Below are 16,967 nucleotides of genomic sequence, written 5' to 3' on the forward strand. Positions count from 1 at the left end.
GGGCCAGAACATATTTACAAGGCTTTTACCTTCGGTCGAGGTTGTTTTCATGGAAAGAAAGCGTTCTAAACGTTCTTTTGTTTGAAAACATACTGTTAAAGCTTTGAAAAGAAGACTTCACAACCGTTTTTGGGAAAGCCTTATATTGAACAGAGCTGTTCAGTAACATGGTGGGTAGAATGAAGGTATGGATCGACATAACAAACTCCCCTCACGTTCACTTCTTCAAGGGTATAATCAGGGAACTCGAAAAGGTCGGGCATGAGGTTTTAATAACCACGCGCGAATTCGACGGCCTCACGGGCATCCTCGATATGTACGGGTTTGATTACTACGTCGTCGGAAGGCACGGGGGTGCCACTCTCGAGGGCAAGCTCGTGGCCGGTACCGAGAGGATGTACCGCCTCAGCAAGCTCATTGTGGAGGAGAAGCCGGACCTGGCTCTGTACAAGCACTCCGCGGAGGCACCGCGCGTCGCCTTTGGTCTTCAGATTCCTTCGATAGGCTTCGTGGACAACGAAACCGCCGTTGGCCAGAACAAGCTTATACTCCCGTACACCGAACTTCTGGTGTTTCCCAAGGCCATAGACGCCTACGAACTGATCAGATGCGGCGCCGACCCCAACGGTATGAGGCCGATAAACGGCTTTTCCGAGCTGTCCCACCTCTACGGCTTCGTTCCAGACAGGAAGGTTCTGAACGAGCTCGGCGTCAGGAGGAACGGGTACATCGTCATGCGCACCGAGCCTGTTAAGGCCAACTACTTCAACGGGAACGGGAAGAGCGTACTTGAGGACGTTATACCCCTTCTACCGGAGGTGCCCATAGTTCTCTTCCCCAGGACCCCTGAGCAGAGGGAGCGCTTCGAGCGCTTTGACAACGTGGTCATGCCGGAGGAGCCCGTTGACAGCCTCAGCCTGCTCTACTACGCCAGGCTCATGATAGGGGCGGGCGGAACGATGAACCGTGAGGCCATAGCCCTTGGAACCCCCACGATCTCCACCTACCCCGGCAGACTGCTCGCGGTGACACGGTGGCTCGTCGAGAAGGGCGTCAAGTTCCACTCAACTGATCCTGTGAAGGTCGCTATGATGGCAGAGCGCATGATGGGGATGAACGGAAGCTACCGGGCGTACCTCAGGAGCGTTGTGAGCGGGTTTGAGAACCCAATGGACGTTATACTCGACGAGATCGAGACGTACGAAGAGTTCGGAACGTTCAGCGCGATGAAGATTGGGGAGGCAGGGATTTCAGAGGCCCGCAACCCTGGGGGTTACGTAGGCCTCAATGAGGGCCGCGACGAAAAGGAACAGAACTGACAGGGCAAAAAGCTTCAGGCCCTTAACTGCCCCCCTTCTGAACCTTTCTCCCCCCTCGCCTTCTCCTGAGATTATCTCCCTGTACCAGACGATACCGGCGACGCCGGCGAGGGCTATCGCGGGTATCTCGACGACACCGTGGGGCACCAAGCCGAGGAGTATCTGTCCCATCGGCATCCCACCCATCCTGTGAACCGCAAGTACCACCAGTCCAACGACGAAGCCGTTGAAGGCCATTATAAGCCACGGACCGAGACCGAAGAAAAGGCCCGATATGAAGGTGAGGAGCGCCACCATAGAGTTGTTGGTGAATATCTTGACGAAGTTGTGGAAGCTGGAGTCAGAGATAGGCCCGATCTGCTCGATTATCCTGCGAACTGCCTCGAGGGCCGTGTCCGGACTGGCGGCCCCGGCCCAGTATCCTCCGAGGGCCGAGAGAATGAACACCAGCAGCAGGTGCCCCATGGTTCTCTTCGGAACTTTCACATCGAGCACGTCCATCACTCCTTCAGCGCGTTTTTGAGGGCGATTTTGAAGTCCTCTATGTTTACGTAGGGCATCTCAATGTCCATCCTCATAGCAAAGAACTCGTCCATCAGAGATTCCAGCTCGTCGATCCCGTGCCCCTCGAGCTTTTGCTCCAGCTCATGGACCGCCTCCTCGGGATGCATGAAGAAATCTCCCGTGATCCTGACGTGCTCGACCCTGCCGTCCCTCTCATCAAACTCTATCCTTATGAGTCCCTTCTTCGCCTTGTGCTCGCCCACATGGTGTTTCATTCTACCCACCTCCAAAGTAAATTGGTGGGAGAAGTTTTTAAAGTTGGTCCTCAGCCCTCGCCTTTCCGGGATTTTCTGTCCTCTCATCATCACCACGCAAAACTTTATAGTCCATACCCCAAATCACGACCGGTGGTGTGAATGGGATACGGCGAAGTTAAGGAGAAAATGAAGCTCATCCTTCAGGAAACCCTTGAGGACATGCTGAAAGAGGCTGGGAAGGAATGGAGCGGGGAGATAACGTTTGATGACACCCCGAACATCGAGCTCGGCGACTTCGGAACGGCGGTCTCATTTCAGCTTGCCAGGGTCTTCAGGAAGGCGCCGAAGCTCATAGCCGAGGAGCTTGCGGAGAGGCTCGGTGGGAAGCTCCCCGAGGAAATCTCAGAGGTCAGGGCGGTCAACGGCTACATCAACTTCTACCTGAACTACGGCACCTTCGGACGCGAACTCGTCCGCGAGATACTTGAGAAGAAAAACGCATACGGCGAGAGCGCGCTTGGGGAAGGGAAGAAGGTCATCGTCGAGCACACTTCCGTGAACCCGACTAAGCCGCTCCACATGGGGCACGCCAGGAACTCGGTTCTCGGCGATACCATGGCAAGGATAATGCGGAAGCTCGGCTACACCGTCGAGGTTCAGAACTACATAGACGACCTCGGCGTCCAGTTTGCCCAGGTTCTCTGGGGCTACCTGAACCTCAAAGAGGAATTCGACAGGATCGAGGCGGAGATGAGGGAAAAGGGCCTCAAGGAGGACTTCATTGACCACGTAATGGGGCTCCTCTACGTCGAGGTTAACAGGCGCATAGAGGAGAACCCCGATGTTGATGGGGAAGTTCGTGAGCTGATGAAGAAGCTCGAGGAGGGGGACAACGAAATAGCGGAAATCGGCAGAAAGCTCGCGGAGAGGGTTGTCAGGGCGCAGATGCTCACTACCAGCCGCATGAAGATAAACTACGACCTCCTCAGCTGGGAGAGCGACATAATGCGGAGCGGAATCTTCGATGAGGCCTACAAGCTCATCGAGGCCAACGAGAACTTCTTCTGGGCGGAGGAAGGCAAGTACAAAGGAGCCTTCGTGATGGACCTCAGAAAGCTCTTTCCGGACATGAAGAACCCCTTCCTTGTCCTCAAGAGGAGCGACGGAACCGCTACATACACCGGAAAGGACATAGCCTATCACCTCTGGAAGTTCGGAAAGGTCAGTGCTGATATGCTCTACAGGCCGTGGGAGAACGAAGAGCACGAGACCTGGACGACCGCCCCCGATGGGAGAGCGATGCCCGGAAAGTTCGGAAAAGCCGATGTGGTCATCAACGTCATCGGCGCCGAGCAGAAGCACCCCCAGATGGCCATCAAGTACGCCCTTCAGCTTCTCGGCTTTGAGGACTCTGCAGGGAACTTCCACCACCTTGCTTATGAACACGTTGTCCGCGAGGAGGGTAAGTTCTCGGGCAGGAAGGGAACCTGGGTCGGCTTCACGGTTGATGAGGTTCTCAACGAGGCAGTTCAGCGTGCCAGGGCCCTCGTGGAGGAGAAGAACCCCCGCCTGAGCGGGGAGGAGAAGGAGCACATAGCCGAAGCCGTTGGAGTCGGCGCCGTCCGCTACAACCTCGTTAAGTACAGCCCGGACAAGGTGATAACCTTCCGCTGGGACGATGTTCTCAACTTCGAGGGAGACAGCGCCCCCTACGTCCAGTACGCCCACGCCAGGTGTGCGTCCATCCTCAGAAAGGCCGCGGACGGTGGCATCGAGACCGACTGGGAGGTCCTCATGGAGAAGGCAGACTTCTCGAGGCTCACCAACAGGGAAAAGGAACTGGTAAAGCTCCTCGCAAAGTTCCCCGAGGTCGTGGAGGGGGCAGGCAGGGACGTCAAGCCCCACCTCATCCCGTGGTACGCCAACGAGCTCGCCTCGCTCTTCAACAAGTTCTACATGGACCACCCCGTGCTCAAGGCGGAGGAGGGCATAGTGGAGGAGAGGCTGCTGTTGGTCCTAGCAGTGAAACAGGTTCTCAGCAATGCTCTTGAACTACTCGGCATAGAGGCGCCGGAGAAGATGTGATCACTCCCTCAGCACTTTTTCCACCACGGGGTCTATTATCCTGTATCCGCCATTTTCTTTCTTTATCCATCCCATCTTTTCCAGGTTTCTGAGGAGAGTGGCCATCCTGGCGTTCGTTATGGGGCCACTCTTTGTCTCCACGTAGTCCCTTATCCCAGACCACCTCGATAGTCCCATGGAGACCGCGCGCAGGATGAGGGTGTACCTTGGGGAGCGTCTTTCAAGTTCCAGCAGTTCCTCCCGTATCATGCTCCTCGCCTTTGCCATCGTGGTTTCCAGGGCCTTTTTGGGGTCTCCCTTTTTCCAGTAATTGAATCCAAACTCAACGAGCCATCCGGGTATTCCATCCAGCTCTTCAACGGCCCTTTTGATGTCATCCTGCGGTACGTTCAACCCAACCTCCGAGAAGCCCGCCCTAAGGAACTCCTCGGAAAGCTCCCTCGGAAACGGCCTGACCTCAACCTCCTCGTAGATTCTTCCGTAGAGGGGACTTGAGTAGTCATCCAGTCCCAGAAAGTCGTGGAGAAGTCCGACCTCCGAGCCTGTGAATACAAAACCCAGGTTGGGCATTGAGTCGTAGGCGTGGGCTATGGCAGCCAGCAGATCCTTTCCACCCCGGGAACCGTAGAATCTTAGATACTGGGCCTCGTCAAAGGCCAGTATGGCCTTATGGCCCGTTTTTTCCCCAATTCTGTTGATAACCTCAAGGATGTCCATGAACCCCATGTCACGGGGTTTGATCTGGATGCCTCCAAGGTTCACCTTCTCAATGTTCATGCCCCGGAGAAATCCAAAACGGCCCCTTCCCAGGAGTACTCTACTAAGCTCGTCCGTTATCACTGAGGCGCTTATATTTCCGCTCCCTGCCGCGTAGAGCCTGCGGGCATCGAGGTAGAGTCCGATTCCCCAATATTCGTTAAGGGCCGCCTTTAGAAGGGAGCTCTTACCCACGCGGCGGATTCCTATGATAAGGGTTATTGGATACTCCCCCATGCCTCTGAGGATGGCTTCAAGTTCTTTCTCTCTATCAAACATCTCCTCCCTTCTCTCCTTTGGTCTCGGGTCAAAGAGCATAGGTATCGCCCCCGATACCAGGTATCGGTACCGATACTTAAAAACTTCCCGGAACCCTAAAATACCCCCTTTCTCTAACACCTCCCGGTGGTTCCATGCGCGGTGTTATAGTGCCCCTTGTGACGCCTTTCAATGAGGACTACTCCATTGATGTTCCGGCCCTCGAGGAGCACATTGAGTTTCTCCAGACGGTCGGCGTCCATGGGATATTCATCAACGCTACAACCGGAGAGTTCACGAGTCTCAGCGTCGAGGAGAGAAAGTTTCTGGCCGAGAAGGGCAGGGAGCTCGTTAACGCGTCCTTCTATCTTGTCGGTACCGCATCATCCAACACCTCTGAGGTCGTTGAGCTTACGAAGCACGCCCAGGATATAGGGGCTGACTACGCCGTCATAGCGCCCCCTTACTACTGCCCCCTGAACGACGAGGCCCTATTTAGGCACTACTCGATGGTCGCCGAGAGAACTGATATTCCTATTATACTTTACAACATCCCCTCCTGTGCCAATGCCCTCAGTGTTTCCCTCATCAAGCGCCTAACCTTGGAGTATTCAAATATCGCCGGCGTAAAGGAGACCATCGACAGCATAAACCACATCAGGGATGTTATCCTTGATGTCAAGGGCGAGAGGAATGACTTCAGGGTCTTCACCGGTCTAGACCAGCACTTTCTGAACACACTCGCCCTCGGCGGCGACGGCGGTATAATGGCCTGCGCCAACTTCGCGCCAGAGGTTCATCTTGCCCTCTGGAAGGCGTTTCAGGAGAAGCGGTTCGAGGATGCCTTTGAGTATGCCCGCAGACTGGCAAAGCTGTCGAGGGTCTACGACCTTGCCTCCTCCTTTGGCTCGGCAATAAAGCTCGCCATGTCCCTCAGGGGATTCTCAATAAGGCCTGTCCTAAGGCCTCCGTATCTGATGGATGGGGAGAACGTAAAAGAGGGGATAAGAAAACTGCTCGCCGAGGTGCTGGGCTGAGTTTGAGGACGAAAAGTAGAAATAGTTAGAAGAAGAACCGCTAAATGGTGAGACTATGGAGAGAGTAAGTGAGGCGAACATAAAGTACGTTATGGAAGAGCTTGAGCGCCTAAAAGTTGAAATCCAGCGCCTTGAGGCCATGCTGGTTCCAATGGTTAAAAACGAGATTTCGGCGGAGGAAATTGAAGAAATAGAACGAGAAGCCAGGGAATTTTATGAGGAGGAATGGATTGACGCAGATGATCTTGAGGGGCTCCTGGAGGATGATTCATGACGTTCGACGTTAAAATAAAGAAGGAAGTCATCAAAGCCCTTAAATCTCTCCCTAAAGCCAACCGAAGAAAGTTCATGGAACTAAAGGATGCCCTTCACTATGAGGCAGTTCCAAAAGACAGGTTCGACATCGTCAAAATAAAAGGCTCTAGGGATTTGGACATATATCGGGTTAGAATCGGGGAATATAGAATCATCTACTCCGTAAACTGGGAAAAACGCCTGGTACTAATCCATAGGCTGAAGAAAAGGGGAGATGCGTACAAATAACTCACTGAATTTTGTACCTCAGGAACGCCGCTATTCCTCCAAAGGCCTTGTAGAACTGCTGGCCCTCCTCGGTGTCGAGTGATATTATCTCCACCTCGGAGCCGCTCTCCTCCGCCATTTTTATTAGCTCTTCAGCGACGTCCCACTTCTCGAAGCTGAGGTTCTGACTGCCGCACTTGGGGCAGTGGGTGAGCTTCTTCCTGTAAACATGGAACTCGGACTCACTCATGGTCTTGAGGTCTTCCCAGCCGCAGCTGTTGCACTTAACCTTGACCCTGACCCTGTCGTAGCCCTCGCTGAGGAGGAGCGTATCTACCGCTCCAAGCTCAAGGGCCTTCCTGACCTCGTTCTCACCGTACGTTATCATCCCGGTGTCCTTGACGAGGTGCCTGAAGAAGTTCTGTATGAGGTGGCGCTCCTTTATGGCCTCGTGGTCCTTCAGGATGTCGCTGGCCTTCTCGACGAGCTCCTTGAGGCCGTAGGCCCCGCTGTAGCTGATATCAACGACGCCGATTATCTTCTTCCTGAGCTCGTGGTGGAGGTACTCGCCGTCTATGAAGTCCTCCTTGGTCGGCCCGGGGCCGCCTATGATTATGCCCCTCAGCTCGCCCTTCTCCAGGAGGGGAAGGAAGGCCTTGTTGGCGTGCTCTGCGATGCGTTTCATGAACTCATGCGTTTCTTGCTCACGGATGCGCTCGTAACGCCTGGCCGACTGACCACCGGCGCGGGTCTTCCCGGGAACGTTTGAGGTTAGCTCGTCTATGACGTCGATGCGCTTTCCGCGGAGGACTCCGATGGTGGCCTCGTTCTTCTCAACGGTTATGAGGCCATACGCATCTTTAACGCGGAGCATCTCCTCAAGCGGTTCGGTGATGAAGGTCTGGTCGCATCGGTAGAGCCTGACCTTCAGCGGCTCGGGCGGGACTATCGCCCACAGCCTTATGTCGCTTACCCCCTCCTGCTCGCTGACGTTGCCGACAAAGAGGGCCAGGCCGGTCTCGGGGGTCTTGCGGTAGAGCTTGAGGTGCTGCATCGCCCTTTCGAGGGCACCGAGGACGTTCTTTCGGGTTGATTTACTCTTGATGTTCTGGGCCGTTCCGTACTCCTCTCGCAACTGCTGCATGACCTTGTTCAGGTCGTACCCGGCAGGAACGTAGAGGCTCACCAGTTCTGTGGCTCGACCTCGATAACCCTTCAGCTCCTCGACCTTCTTCTTTAGTTCATACATCTCCGCAGACTTGTGAGACATGAGCATCACTCTCCTTCAGAACGTTTTTCCAGCCAGTTTCCGCTACCTGAGAATGAAAAAGCAGGGAATTTATAAAAGTTTAGGAATGGAGGAGGATTCAGCTAGAACCAGGAGATTATTATGAGTGCTATCACTCCGAGTACACCGCCTATAGCTACAATGAGCACGTTCAACAACGTAAACGGGACGCTTGAAAGGCCAATCCAGTTCGTGAACCACAGAATTATCAGGCCGATTACCGCGTTGGCCACGAGGTATCTGACTATGGCAAAACCAACCTTGACTATCAGCACTACGGCCAGGAGCAGGAAAAACAGGAACAGCAACTCCGCTATCATGGTATCACCTTAAGTAGTTAAAAAGAACGGGCTTATTAATCTTTCGCAACATAAATGGAATTATGAAAGAAATGTATTGATTCGATTTCAGTTTATGGAAGTTTTTCAAGAACCTCTTTGGCTATCTCCCCCAGCGGGACCCACTTCCTGCCCTCGAACGGGAGTATAACCTTGTCCTCGACGCTGACGAGCTCTTCAACGTGTTCTCTTGCCTCCTTAGCCCCAAGCTCCCCGATTAGTATCAACGCGAACCCCTTTGTGTTTCTGTCACCTTCCTTCAGTGCATCGATTAGGTCGTTGATTACTGTACCCTTCAGGGCCCTTGCCCGGTCAGGAAACCTGCGGGCGAGTTCGTAAGAGAGAACCATAGCGTTTTCCTTCACGTAGGGGTTCCTGTTTCCGGTAAGTTCGATGGCTTTGGGGAATATTTTATCGACGTGGGGTTCGATAACGTCCGCCCTCTGCCCGACTACCATTCCCAGAATCAGCAGCGCATCTCCCCTGATTCCCGGTGCTGTGTCGTTGAGGAGTTCGATGAGTCCGTTGAGTGCCTTCTTGTCCTTCACCACCATGGAGACTATCTCGTCAAAGCGTTCCGCTTCGATGAGCTTTTTTATTTTATCCCTCTTCGAACCGAAGGAGAGGAACGCCATGGGGATCACCTAATTAGTCACTTACGGCAATCCTAGTTAAGACTTTCGCTTTGAGAATCTTGGAGCTCCAAACCTGAACCTGAGAAGGGATATGAACATCTCGATGATGTCCCTTTTCAAATTCAACCTGCTGTCCCGCTCGCTCTCGTTCCATACTACCGGCAACTCGCACACCTTTAGGCCCTTCCGCTTGAGCCTTACCAGAATCTCGGTATCCCAAAACCACCCGCTGTCTTGGGCTTCCAGTAGAGAATCCCTTGTTGTTTCGAGGTTAAACGCCTTGAAGCCGCATTGGTGATCCGTGATTCCCGTGCGGAAGAGAACGTTAACAAGCAGGTTGTAGCCTATACTCAGAATCTGACGGTAGAGGCTTCTGTTCACCGTGGAGCCTGGTCGAAGTCTAGAGCATATCACGGAATCACAGCCTGTCTCCGTGATGTGCTTAACCGCAAGCGGGATATACTCCGGGGGCACGGAAAGATCGACATCGAGGTGTATCATTATCCCTGTGTTGGGAAGATTCCTGATGGATCTCTTGATGGCGCCGCCTTTTCCCAGTCTGCGTTTGCTATGAATGCACAGAACCCGTGAATACTTCCGCGATAATTTCATGCAGATCACGTCGCTTCCGTCCGTGCTCCCATCTTCAGCAATGAGTATGGTATAATCACTAATTTCCGAGCGCGCCAGAACTCTTATGACACTATCAACGGCATTTTCAAGGAAGTCCTGCTCATTATACGCTGGAATTATCACGTATACCTTTGGAGGTCTCATGACAATCTTCCCCCGATTGACAGGGTTTCTGGGCAATCACCACTATCGAGGTTCCAATGGGCAGTTTCAGTCCTCGAAGAATTAAGTAATTATCGAGTTTGGATATCGCATAGAGAGCGTCGTTTAGTGGTTTGGGAAGGCGAACTAGGCTGTGAGATTTTCCCAGTTTCTTCTGGATTGCTGAGGGGATGAACAATATAAAATTCCAGTACGACCAGAAAACAATGTTGAATCCTGTACCCTGAGTTAATTTCAGCACCTGCCTTGCAGAGTACCTTCGCTTGTGGCCATGAACGTCGTCGTGAATGCCCCAAAGCCACATAAAAGCAGGTACGGTTATTAGGAGTTTCCCTCCCGGCTTTAGAACACGCCATATCTCCTTGATAGCGCGTCTGTCGTCCACGTGCTCCAGTATATCCAGGGCTGCAACGCTCATAAACGTTGAATCATCAAATGGAAGTGCTTCTACGTTGCCCCGTATGATGTTTCTCCCTAATTTTGAAGCGTACTCAATCATAGTGTCCGACAATTCCACTCCAACCGAGTGGGGAACTATGCCTTTGATAGCTTCTAGATTTTCACCGCTTCCGGAACCAACGTCCAGAAGAGGTCCGTGAAAGTGGAATTTTAATAAGAGCGACTTAATGAGATCTCTGCGGGATTTAAACCACCAGTAGGTCCTTTCAAAATCCAGATGAATCATTTCTATTTCATCGCTCATAAGTCCCATTCTGGGTTTCCCCTAGAACAACTTTGGAAACGGCACAATATAAATGTTTGGCATCTATAGGATAACCTTATATATCCTCCACCCCTTAAACCACTAGATGTGGCGCAGAGATGCGTTTTACAAGGCCATTACTGCTCGATTGTGGATCATACTGCTAGTAGTCTATGCGTTCGAACTGTGGCTGAGGCTGATGATTCGGCACTGGCTTTTCCTAACGGGGGCTTTCGATTTGGGCCTGTTTTCTCAGTCACTGTGGACGACCGCTCATTCGGAGGGGCTTCTGTTTAACACCCCGGAGTTCATAGAGCTGGGTGTTAAGTCCCATATGGAGGTACACTTTCAGCCGATCCTCTTTATTTTAGTTCCTCTTTATTACCTGTATTCGCGCCCTGAATTGCTTCTCACACTGGTCCCTATTGCTATGTTTGTCGCAGGGGTGATTTTCTACCTCTTTTCGCGGGACGCTCTTGAAGGTATTGAGCATTCAGTATATGTTATTTTATTTTTCATTCTGTGTCCATTTGCATGGATTACTGACGATTTTCACCCCTCAGTTCTGGCAGTTCCTGTAATTTTTGCCATCGTTTATTTTGCCCACAGGATACTGGTAATGGGGGACTCCTCCCCATCAAACAAGCTCGGAGTCATTCTTCTCTCGATTCTGCTGTTGTCCACTAAGGAAGATGCGGGAATTGCTCTCGTTAGCATTGGCGTCCTATTTATCCTTGTAAGGGAGAGGAGAAGTTTGTGGAGCATCTTAAGGAACATGGCCTCAATCAAAGGACTTCGGGAATTTTGTATGGCTCATCAGCTTGAAGTGACCTTTATACTCGTTGGAATCACGTCGGTTATCGTTGAAACATTTGTGCTGGTTCCAATGTTTAATCCCACCGGCCATTATCCTTTCCTGTCAGGAGATGTGGGAAAGATTTACTTGGATCTCGATTCTTTTTATCTGAGGGCGATATACATAGTAGTATGGTTGGGTTACTTTGGGATACCGCTGCTTAAAAATCCCCGGTTTTTGATTCCGCCTTTGATTCCATTAGCGGAGATCATAGTTATGGGCTCGTGGAGCCCGGTGGTGGCTATTGGAACGCACTATTCATATATTCTCCTTCCTATGAGCCTTGTGTCTTCAATCTACGCGCTTCGTGCCCTGAGATCATCTGAAAACAGTCCTCTTTTAAAAACGATGAGGTTTAGCCTTGGTATGGCAATGATGATTTTTCTTTTGGTCGCACCTCCCATAAACTTCTCGGAATACATTGGAGTCTGGGGGACCTCTTCCTACACACTTTCCAGCGTGTGGGACGTATGGGATGGTTATATGGAAATCCTAGATGAGAGCTTGCCTGTATTCTACGAGGCAGACAGGAGATGTGCACTGGTAGTCCAGGGAAACATATTCCCACGCCTTGCCAACAGGAACACCACTTATGTAGTAAGGACAGTTTTTGGCAACTCTTACCTCCAGAACAACAGCATAGTTATCGTAGACTCACTGTATGGAAGATTATTCAACTCTTCCATGAAGGTCATTAATGGGAGACTCCAAAACGGCAGCTACTCCAACGTTCAGGTAATTGACTTGAGGCAGGTGGTGTACAGGTGCTCCGGCCAGGACCCCGCTATGACTCCAATACGCCCCGAGGACTCAGTGGTAAAGTGTGTCACGGAGACCTTTAAGCATTATATACATCGGTGCGAAAGTCAATTGACTGAAGTTTCAGGCAATGGCTAGAAATCCCGCAACTGAGGAGGAGGCAAAATGAAAGGCTGTGAAACCGTGAGATAAGAATCTCCATTAGGTACTGGGGGGGATTCAATGAAGAGAGCAGCTCTTGAAAGATTGATTCCTGGGCTCATTCTTTTGATATATGCCATTACGCGGGTTACGCTCTTGTTCCAGATGAACGAATACATCGACTATGACGAGGGGACATACCTACTAATAGCTAGACTTATCAACCAGGGATACCTCCCATACCGGGATATCTTTGCCGTTCATCCTCCCCTCTACTACTACATCCTGGCTTTATGGCTGCGTGTTTTTGGGGATAGCTACATCGTTGGACGGATGCTTTCCGTGGTGGCCGGTGGAATTTCCATCATCATAGCATATAAAATTGGAAGCGAGCTTAGAGATGAAAAACTGGGGATACTGTTCGCGCTTGCTTTAGTTCTTGACCCGACGATACTTCGAGTCAATCGGCTAGTACTACACGATACCTTCGTGGAACTTTTCGTGATTTTTTCAATGTATTATTTTATCAGATACAAAAAGACCCGTTTGATTAAATACGCCTATATCTCCCTTGCTCTGGCTGGAATTGGAAGCGCCATCAAGTTCACAATTATACCGTATATTGTGGCCCTGTACATTGTGTTCGTGCTTATGTTGCTGGGGGAAAAATCCTGGGAGTACATTGAATCTGGCCTTCGAACAGTACTCTCCAGCTCCCAGGTCCTCGTTGTCATGGCGCTATACCTGCTCCTTGCCGCCGTATTCGTCTCACTCCGAATGGCTTGGCCTTCGTGGGTTACCGAGAAAATCCTCGTGCTCCTGGGGATACATCCGTTTTCTCTAGTAGGTCATAAATACGTTGGGGGGCTCATCGTCGTTGCATGGGCATTCCTAACGATTTACGTATTCGGTTGCAGATATGTCGGGAAGTTGGTGCATATAGCCCGCGAGACAATGGGACACTTAAAACCTGCGGCGTACCTGTTGCTTTCCCTCTTGATCCCCAAGGCTGTGGTTGAGCTCCTGCTTGGATACGCAGTATCCACCGATTACCTAAACCAGACCTACCTTCTCCAGAGTAGCAGGTACTTCTCGTTCGCCGCGCTCTTCCAGCTCTCCAGTGAGGTTATTAATACATTCTATTCCGGCGTTCAGGAACGTGCATCGGTCTTCGTTCCGATGTTTTTCCTGACCGCTGTCACCCTGGTGCTGCTGCTCAGGGAAAATCAGCTTAAACGGGACAGTGCTGTCTCACTCCTGTTTCTATTGAATTTCGTGATGTATATGCTGCTGTTCCCAATAATCCCCAACCTTAGGTTTTTGATTCCTTTCATCCTGGTGTTTTATCTGTTTGCCCTTGATGTGGTAATGTCCGCCGGTTCGATGGGAAACTTTAGAAACCTCATGGTGTTTGGAACAGTGTTTCTCCTGCTTATGTCCATGACCGACTATGGACTCCTCATCAACGCCCCCCGCGGCAGTTTGGAACTTCCCATGAGCATTCACTCAAAGTCCCTGAGAGACGGTGCCGATGCTTATCTTGAGTCTCATCCATGTAATGTGACGTATTCGATAAACCCGATGAACGCTTATTATCTGGGTCTCAATGTTCCACCGTGGTTCGTTGACTCATTTGGGCTGCTGTACATGGCAGAATATCCTCCAGGCCGACTGGTGGAAGATCTTAAGGAAATCGGTGTGGATTGCATTGTACTCGGTACATGGATGGATAAAATCTCAGATAGAAACTCTGACTTAAATGCGCTGTACTCCCCGATCAAATCGTTTGCCTTGGTAAATGGAACCCCCATCTTTTCGGGCTCTTACTCGAATGGAGATCTGATCCTGGTATCCAGGATTGACTATCCTGCAAGGATGCTCACCCCTGAATCCAGGGAAGGAAAATTATGGCTCTTAGATGGAATCCACGAGACCTTTGCAGTTTATCCAATTGCCTCGAACCAGAGCTTTAACTTCAGCACGGTTCTGGAAAGGCTCGATGGGGATAGTTTTCTTGTTAAATGGTACAATGAAGATAGTGTCTATGTGGTTGCTACTGTTGTAGCAAATGCTAGTGGGGTCATGATCACTCTTAAAAACGATACCGCAGAGCTTGTCGTGACGTTTTCGGGGATTGCCATAGACGATGACGGAAACGTCCCCGATCCCGACATGCGTGAGGATGTCTTGAATATATACGTCGGTACCGAGAAATTCTGGGTGGCTGGGAGAGAACTGCACTACACGTCAAAGGGTCGGGTTCTCGTGAGGGGCAAACTCCTGAAGATTACCAAGGTTATCCATTCTGGCCGTTCATAGCGCTCTCTATGTCCTCTGATATTTCGCTCTCGATCGTGTTCTGGAGCTCTCCAGTCTTGTGGATGGTACCAAAGCGGGGATCAAAGAACTTGCGTACGAACACGAATATCATAACGATAGCTATGGCTACCATGAAAAGGTACTCCACTGAACCCTGGGCATTTCTCCGCATTCCAAATCACCCAATACCTTAAGAAGTATTAAAAGTTTAAAAAAGTTTAGAACAAAACTTCAGCTACCGATCTCGCTGTTGAGCTCCTCACTTATCTGCTGCTCTGCAGTGTCGGCTATGTCACTGGCGCTCTGTCCCCTGTTCTTGAGCTGCCTCCAGACTATAAGCACTATAACCAGAGCGGCAGCGATCATAAACAGGTACTCAATCGCACCCTGGGCCTTCCTCTTCATGTTATCCACCTCCAAAGGATTACTTCATACCTAAATGCACCGAAAAAGCTTATATAGCTTTCTCCCCAAATTTAAGGAGATGGCCCCCAATACTGCGGAAACAGCAGGGGTGGTTTCGTGGAGTTGGTAAGCGTCCAATGTGAATCATCGAGCATTGAAGATTGTATAAACAATATACTATTAAAGTCAAGGGAACTGCTGTACCCCCTGCCGGGTTCTATCGTTTCCTCCAAAATAAACCTCACGTTCGGTGCCTTCATGAACCTCACGGTAACAATGTTGCTTGATACCCGTAATGATATGAAAAAAGGTATCCTCGCGGACTACGCCCACGGGAAAAACAAAGAGGACGCCATAAGCAAGACAATGGACAAGATCAACAGGCTCCTACCGAAGAACGCCAGGATTGTGGACTTCGAGGTAGGCACCTATACAACCCCTGTGACCAGGAGGACCTACGCCGTCGTGGTCGTGGTCTACAACGCGCCCCTGGAGGAGAAGCCCCTCAACGAGTTCACAATAAAGGAACGCAGGGAGCTCCTGGCGAGAATTCTGGAGACGTTCAACTACAACCCCCGCGTCCTAAACATCTCCGAAATAGCGAGGATGTTCAGCGTCTCAAGGGACTCGATATACTACGACATCGAGCAGATACTCAAGGAGAAAAAGAAGGGGCGGGTCAGCCGGTAGCGCTTATCGGGGCAGGGGTTGCGGAGAGTATGAAGAGCACCAGCGCCGCCAGCGCCAGGGCGATTCTCTTCTTCGATATCGGGGACACCTCATCAAGCGCCCCGGGGTTGCCCATGGCCCCCATCATGAGGACGAGGATTCCCCATATCAGCCATCCTACCCAGAGGAAGCTCATGCCTATGAGCACGAGCCCAACGGCCGTGGTCAGGTAGCGGTGCGTCCTCTCGCTCAGAAAGGCTCTCGCTATGTGGCCCCCGTCAAGCTGGGCAGCGGGGATGAGGTTCAGGAAGGTCACCAGTATTCCGACCCACCCCGCTATGGCGACCGGATGGAGGAACACGACGCTGTTCTCGGGGAACGTCACCAAGTACTTCTCAATGAACATGAAAAAGAGGTTCTCGCCGAAGGTTATTCCCCCCGTTGGCGGCACCATACTGACGGGAACCGGAACCGATAGCTTCAACCCTATTATGCTGACGGGGATGGCAACGAGAAAACCCGCTATTGGGCCGCTCACGCCGAGGTCAATGGCGGCGTTCCTCGTTGGCAGGGGGGATTTCACCCTTATCACAGCGCCCATCGTTCCGAGCATGCTGGGGAACGGGATGAAGTAGGGCATCGTTGCTCTAACGCCGTGGTAGGCGGCTGCAATCTTGTGGCCCAGCTCGTGGGTTCCGAGTATCGCCATGACGCTTATTGAAAATGCCAGCGCGTTGACGTAGGGGTTTCTTATCCCGGGCAGACCGTATTCGTCGAGGAGGGAGATGTAGCTCAGGGAGAGCCAGTACCCGGCGAGGAACGTGGTGAATATCGTCGCGATTAGGAAAACCCAGGGGAGCCAGCGGTTGTCCTCCCTGACCTCCCCGGCGGGAAAGACGTAGAGGAGAACCCTCCCCCCGCGCCTCTTGAGGGCCGCCCAGTAGCCGAGCTCCTCGAGCTCCCTCAGGACCCTTTCAAAGTCCCCCTCCAGGACATCCCTGACCTCGAAGACGAAGACGTTGCCCTCGACCCCGCGGGGTTCGATGACGTAGAACTCACTCAGCTTTGCCTCCACGGCAGGCGGAAGTGCCGCGGGATGAACGGTGTGGAGAGGAATACGCTGGGAGACGGATGGTTCGTTCGGGGCGTTTTCGGCCCCGGCCTCAAAGCCCACCAGAACCATGTCACCGCCGCACTCGGGGCAACCATTCTCCAGAACCGGCTCGCTGGAATCGATGACTTCCCTGTGACCGCACCTGACGCACTCGTAAATTCCCCTCGACATTTTTCCTCCCAGAATAAAGAGTCGGGAGGGGTTAAA

General features: G+C 51.8%; 19 protein-coding genes. 8 read left to right on the forward strand and 11 right to left on the reverse strand.

What is annotated here, in order from left to right:
- Window positions 1-179 precede the first annotated feature (179 nt).
- A complete protein-coding gene (locus TIRI35C_RS04395; RefSeq protein ID WP_188203021.1) occupies window positions 180-1,319 on the forward strand; it encodes a DUF354 domain-containing protein in 1,140 nt (379 codons plus the stop codon).
- On the opposite strand, the gene TIRI35C_RS04400 is transcribed toward TIRI35C_RS04395, so the two are convergent.
- Both TIRI35C_RS04400 and TIRI35C_RS04405 read right to left on the reverse strand, forming a co-directional pair.
- Window positions 1,251-1,820: a stage II sporulation protein M gene (locus TIRI35C_RS04400; RefSeq protein ID WP_188201883.1), complete on the reverse strand. Its 570-nt coding sequence runs from the start codon at window positions 1,818-1,820 to the stop codon at window positions 1,251-1,253. The genes TIRI35C_RS04395 and TIRI35C_RS04400 overlap by 69 nt on opposite strands.
- A complete protein-coding gene (locus TIRI35C_RS04405) occupies window positions 1,820-2,098 on the reverse strand; it encodes a lipoate protein ligase C-terminal domain-containing protein (protein WP_188201884.1) in 279 nt (92 codons plus the stop codon). Before TIRI35C_RS04405 ends, TIRI35C_RS04400 begins: the two co-directional genes overlap by 1 nt.
- Window positions 2,099-2,239: 141 nt before the next feature.
- On the opposite strand from TIRI35C_RS04405, the gene TIRI35C_RS04410 reads away from it, so the two are divergent.
- Window positions 2,240-4,165 (forward strand): arginine--tRNA ligase, encoded by a 1,926-nt coding sequence (locus tag TIRI35C_RS04410; protein WP_188201885.1) that lies wholly within the window; start codon window positions 2,240-2,242, stop codon window positions 4,163-4,165.
- On the opposite strand, the gene TIRI35C_RS04415 is transcribed toward TIRI35C_RS04410, so the two are convergent.
- Window positions 4,166-5,239 (reverse strand): AAA family ATPase, encoded by a 1,074-nt coding sequence (locus tag TIRI35C_RS04415; protein ID WP_188201886.1) that lies wholly within the window; start codon window positions 5,237-5,239, stop codon window positions 4,166-4,168.
- A gap of 95 nt (window positions 5,240-5,334) precedes the next feature.
- Here TIRI35C_RS04415 and TIRI35C_RS04420 point away from each other — a divergent pair, with 95 nt between their 5' ends.
- From TIRI35C_RS04420 to TIRI35C_RS04430, 3 genes are read left to right on the forward strand one after another with little or no spacing between them, the layout of a single operon-like run.
- Window positions 5,335-6,216: a dihydrodipicolinate synthase family protein gene (locus tag TIRI35C_RS04420; protein ID WP_188201887.1), complete on the forward strand. Its 882-nt coding sequence runs from the start codon at window positions 5,335-5,337 to the stop codon at window positions 6,214-6,216.
- Window positions 6,217-6,271: 55 nt separating this feature from the next.
- Window positions 6,272-6,490 carry a DUF5646 family protein gene (locus TIRI35C_RS04425; protein WP_188201888.1) on the forward strand — a complete coding sequence of 73 codons (219 nt, stop codon included), beginning with the start codon at window positions 6,272-6,274 and terminating at the stop codon, window positions 6,488-6,490.
- Window positions 6,487-6,759, forward strand: coding sequence for a type II toxin-antitoxin system RelE family toxin (locus TIRI35C_RS04430; RefSeq protein WP_188201889.1), 273 nt, complete (start codon window positions 6,487-6,489; stop codon window positions 6,757-6,759). The genes TIRI35C_RS04425 and TIRI35C_RS04430 overlap by 4 nt, the downstream gene beginning before the upstream one ends.
- Window position 6,760: 1 nt before the next feature.
- On the opposite strand, the gene prf1 is transcribed toward TIRI35C_RS04430, so the two are convergent.
- The 5 genes from prf1 to TIRI35C_RS04455 all read right to left on the reverse strand — a co-directional run bounded on the left by prf1 (window position 6,761) and on the right by TIRI35C_RS04455 (window position 10,497).
- A complete protein-coding gene (gene prf1, locus TIRI35C_RS04435; protein ID WP_188203022.1) occupies window positions 6,761-8,008 on the reverse strand; it encodes a peptide chain release factor aRF-1 in 1,248 nt (415 codons plus the stop codon).
- 101 nt (window positions 8,009-8,109) lie between these two features.
- Complete coding sequence (locus TIRI35C_RS04440) at window positions 8,110-8,346, reverse strand: pro-sigmaK processing inhibitor BofA family protein (protein ID WP_188201890.1); 237 nt, start codon at window positions 8,344-8,346, stop codon at window positions 8,110-8,112.
- Window positions 8,347-8,438: 92 nt separating this feature from the next.
- Window positions 8,439-8,999 carry a HEAT repeat domain-containing protein gene (locus TIRI35C_RS04445; protein WP_188201891.1) on the reverse strand — a complete coding sequence of 187 codons (561 nt, stop codon included), beginning with the start codon at window positions 8,997-8,999 and terminating at the stop codon, window positions 8,439-8,441.
- A gap of 36 nt (window positions 9,000-9,035) precedes the next feature.
- The gene (locus tag TIRI35C_RS04450; protein ID WP_188201892.1) at window positions 9,036-9,776 is read right to left on the reverse strand and encodes a glycosyltransferase; all 741 of its coding nucleotides are present in this window, start codon (window positions 9,774-9,776) and stop codon (window positions 9,036-9,038) included.
- Window positions 9,736-10,497 (reverse strand): class I SAM-dependent methyltransferase, encoded by a 762-nt coding sequence (locus TIRI35C_RS04455; protein ID WP_188201893.1) that lies wholly within the window; start codon window positions 10,495-10,497, stop codon window positions 9,736-9,738. Before TIRI35C_RS04455 ends, TIRI35C_RS04450 begins: the two co-directional genes overlap by 41 nt.
- Before the next feature lie 106 nt (window positions 10,498-10,603).
- On the opposite strand from TIRI35C_RS04455, the gene TIRI35C_RS04460 reads away from it, so the two are divergent.
- Complete coding sequence (locus TIRI35C_RS04460) at window positions 10,604-12,250, forward strand: DUF2079 domain-containing protein (RefSeq protein ID WP_188201894.1); 1,647 nt, start codon at window positions 10,604-10,606, stop codon at window positions 12,248-12,250.
- 84 nt (window positions 12,251-12,334) lie between these two features.
- Complete coding sequence (locus tag TIRI35C_RS04465; protein WP_188201895.1) at window positions 12,335-14,572, forward strand: ArnT family glycosyltransferase; 2,238 nt, start codon at window positions 12,335-12,337, stop codon at window positions 14,570-14,572.
- On the opposite strand, the gene TIRI35C_RS04470 is transcribed toward TIRI35C_RS04465, so the two are convergent.
- Window positions 14,550-14,744, reverse strand: a complete 195-nt coding sequence (locus TIRI35C_RS04470; protein ID WP_188201896.1) for a class III signal peptide-containing protein — start codon at window positions 14,742-14,744, stop codon at window positions 14,550-14,552. The two genes, TIRI35C_RS04465 and TIRI35C_RS04470, sit on opposite strands and share 23 nt — an antisense overlap.
- A gap of 59 nt (window positions 14,745-14,803) precedes the next feature.
- The gene (locus tag TIRI35C_RS04475; RefSeq protein ID WP_014012107.1) at window positions 14,804-14,977 is read right to left on the reverse strand and encodes a class III signal peptide-containing protein; all 174 of its coding nucleotides are present in this window, start codon (window positions 14,975-14,977) and stop codon (window positions 14,804-14,806) included.
- A 258-nt stretch (window positions 14,978-15,235) separates the two neighbouring features.
- On the opposite strand from TIRI35C_RS04475, the gene TIRI35C_RS04480 reads away from it, so the two are divergent.
- Window positions 15,236-15,667, forward strand: coding sequence for a hypothetical protein (locus tag TIRI35C_RS04480; protein WP_188201897.1), 432 nt, complete (start codon window positions 15,236-15,238; stop codon window positions 15,665-15,667).
- Here the strand turns inward: TIRI35C_RS04480 and TIRI35C_RS04485 are convergent.
- On the reverse strand, window positions 15,657-16,931 hold the full coding sequence (locus tag TIRI35C_RS04485; protein WP_188201898.1) for a site-2 protease family protein: 1,275 nt from the start codon (window positions 16,929-16,931) through the stop codon (window positions 15,657-15,659). The two genes, TIRI35C_RS04480 and TIRI35C_RS04485, sit on opposite strands and share 11 nt — an antisense overlap.
- Window positions 16,932-16,967 lie beyond the last annotated feature (36 nt).

This window comes from Thermococcus camini (assembly GCF_904067545.1).
Taxonomy (GTDB): Archaea; Methanobacteriota_B; Thermococci; order Thermococcales; family Thermococcaceae; genus Thermococcus; species Thermococcus camini.